At 40.5% G+C, this 2398-nt stretch carries 3 protein-coding genes; all 3 read right to left on the bottom strand.

What is annotated here, in order from left to right:
- Positions 1-282 precede the first annotated feature (282 nt).
- Complete coding sequence (locus AACT23_RS15100) at positions 283-729, bottom strand: hypothetical protein (RefSeq protein WP_094130073.1); 447 nt, start codon at positions 727-729, stop codon at positions 283-285.
- A 142-nt stretch (positions 730-871) separates the two neighbouring features.
- On the bottom strand, positions 872-1321 hold the full coding sequence (locus tag AACT23_RS15095) for a GyrI-like domain-containing protein (RefSeq protein ID WP_061893179.1): 450 nt from the start codon (positions 1319-1321) through the stop codon (positions 872-874).
- A gap of 706 nt (positions 1322-2027) precedes the next feature.
- Positions 2028-2276 (bottom strand): DUF3297 family protein, encoded by a 249-nt coding sequence (locus AACT23_RS15085; RefSeq protein ID WP_026028286.1) that lies wholly within the window; start codon positions 2274-2276, stop codon positions 2028-2030.
- Positions 2277-2398: the final 122 nt, after the last annotated feature.

The following is a 2398-nucleotide window of genomic DNA, read 5'->3' as shown; positions in this document are numbered from 1 at the left end:
AACAAACACACCACTTCCCGTAAACAGACTTCGGTTAGTTCAACCGCTTCACGAACAGTGCCACTGGCGAGATACGCGGAAAAGTGCTGACGTTCAGGTGTAAAGCTAGAGCCTCAAACTAAGAAAAATAAACGCTTAATTTTATGGTTTTCCTTAACCTCAGCTAACGCCGCGTTAAGTGGTGAGCAACGCTACCACCTTAGGTAAACCATTGTGCCGTAAACACTAAAGCTGAATCAAACCGAAAATGCCAAGCGTTGGGAATCCGTCTTAAACGCTTTGTTAGCTGTTGTTTATCGCATCTTCAAAATACAAGTAACCCATGAATTTACCCGACTCAGCGTGAATTTCCCGAAACAACTCTGCTGATACTTGCTCGAGTTGTTGAAGTCGGTCATCTAGTTTCAAAGCATCCCACTCTTGGAATCCATTGTGCCTATCAGTACAGTTTGAAATAGCATTATGAGCTAAAAAATTACGTTCATTTTTGAAAGCCACCAGTTTTTTCTGTAGCTCAGCATTGTTGTTAAATTGCTTAAATGTATGTATTAGTCGCTCCAGAGCCATATTTTCAAAGTTACTAGCATCTAAATTAAATGGAAGACGCTCACCTAACCTTTTCCGGACTAAATCACATGACATTCCTAGATATATTTTTAACTCCATCTCTACCATTTGGCACCCAGACAAAGCTTTCGATACTTTAAGCAAAAATGCTTCTTGATTCATACTATCTCCATGACAGCTAACGCCCGGTTAAGGGGCAGCCAACGCCATTACCAAGCTTCCGCATAACACCGTAACCACTAAAACCAACGCATAATAAAAATGCCACGCGTTGGCTGTCCCTCTTGAACCGTTTGTTATGTAACTATCTAACGGCAATAGAGATTTCTACAGAATTAGCACTTTTGTAATACTCAAAGTCTGTTGTATACGCTCGTTCGTGAGGACAGTGTTCAGAAGCAAAATAATTCCAAACCTCATTCCACAAATCGATAACTACTTGTGGCATTTCACCAGTAGCTGAAAAAGTCACGTACTTACCAGAGGAAACATTCGTTTTTACTGATTCTGACAATAATTGTGCTGATAATGTGTCCGAACAAGCGATAACATCGAAAGCACCAGTAAAATCAGATTCATAGTTTGTGTATAAACCATACACTTTTGACTTGTCGGTTAACTTTGGAGCTGCATTTAAGTAAAATTTTTCCCAAAGATTTCCGATTTTTGCAGTCATAGGATTCATTTCATCTGCATTAGTCGTACGAACGACGAACCCCGTAACCTCAAAACCATTAATTTCACTGATGTTCATTTTTTCTCCTAGTTACATAACGCTGCGTTAAGGGGTGAATGCCGCATAAACCAAGTTTCCGCAGACCATTTTCACCACCCAAACTCACCGCATACTAAAAATGCCACGCGGCATGAATCCCACTTAAACGCCTTGTTATGTTTAAGGCTCAAAGGGTTAAGTTTGCGATACCAATAGCTTAACTCGACTTACCTTTGCAAACCAAAACCAGACGCTAAAAAGCTGAATTAAATCATAATTTTGATTGTGCCGACTTTGAGTTTTAACGTGAGAAATCGAAAAGATGGGGCTCTAACTTTGAAATCAAAATCACTTCACTCACCTCGCCTACATTCTGGAATTCAATGAGGCAACTCTCTGAATTTTTAGCGCCCACGAATTGGAGTCCAGAAAACAGCGACCACTAAACGTAACTTGCCGACAAGACCAAAATCAGAAAGCTGAGAAAGCAAAGAAAAGATGCAACCAACTGATTTTACGTGACTAAACATAACGCCCGGCTAAGGGGTTGACAACGCACCACCAAACTTAAAAAAACACACTGTAAACGCTGAACTTCAATTTTGCACTAAAACTGCCACGCGTTGGCAATCCCTCTTGAGCCGTTTGTTATATGTTTGGATGAGAAACCTAGCTAGATCTTGAATGCAATGCATTGAATTACATAGTTATCAACACATTGCATGCGGACGGTATAAAATGCAGCTTATTTATAAAAAGCTTCAACTTCACCTTTTAACTTAATCAGCATCGGCTGGCCAAAACGATCTTTAGCTTTTGGTGACGGAATTTTCACCCACCCTTCACTAATGCAGTATTCTTCAACATCAGTACGCTCTTTGCCATTTAGACGAATGCCAATGTGATGTTCAAAGCACTCCGCTACATAGTGTGGGCTGCGAGGATTACCAGCAAGGTGATCCGGCAAAGCGGGTTTAGCTGTAGTGTCGTTCATATTCATAACCTAAAATATGTAAAAAAGTGCGCTATTGTAGACAATACAAGCCGACCGCTCAACATAGTAAAGATGCTATTTCATATGCGGTATAGAACGCAGAACTAGATGGCATATAACGC

Origin of the sequence: Vibrio sp. V09_P4A23P171 (genome assembly GCF_963875615.1) — a bacterium.
In the GTDB taxonomy this organism is placed as follows: domain Bacteria; phylum Pseudomonadota; class Gammaproteobacteria; order Enterobacterales; family Vibrionaceae; genus Vibrio; species Vibrio anguillarum.
The sequence above is the reverse complement of the archived record's forward strand: the minus strand, read 5'-3'. Positions and strand labels throughout refer to the sequence as shown.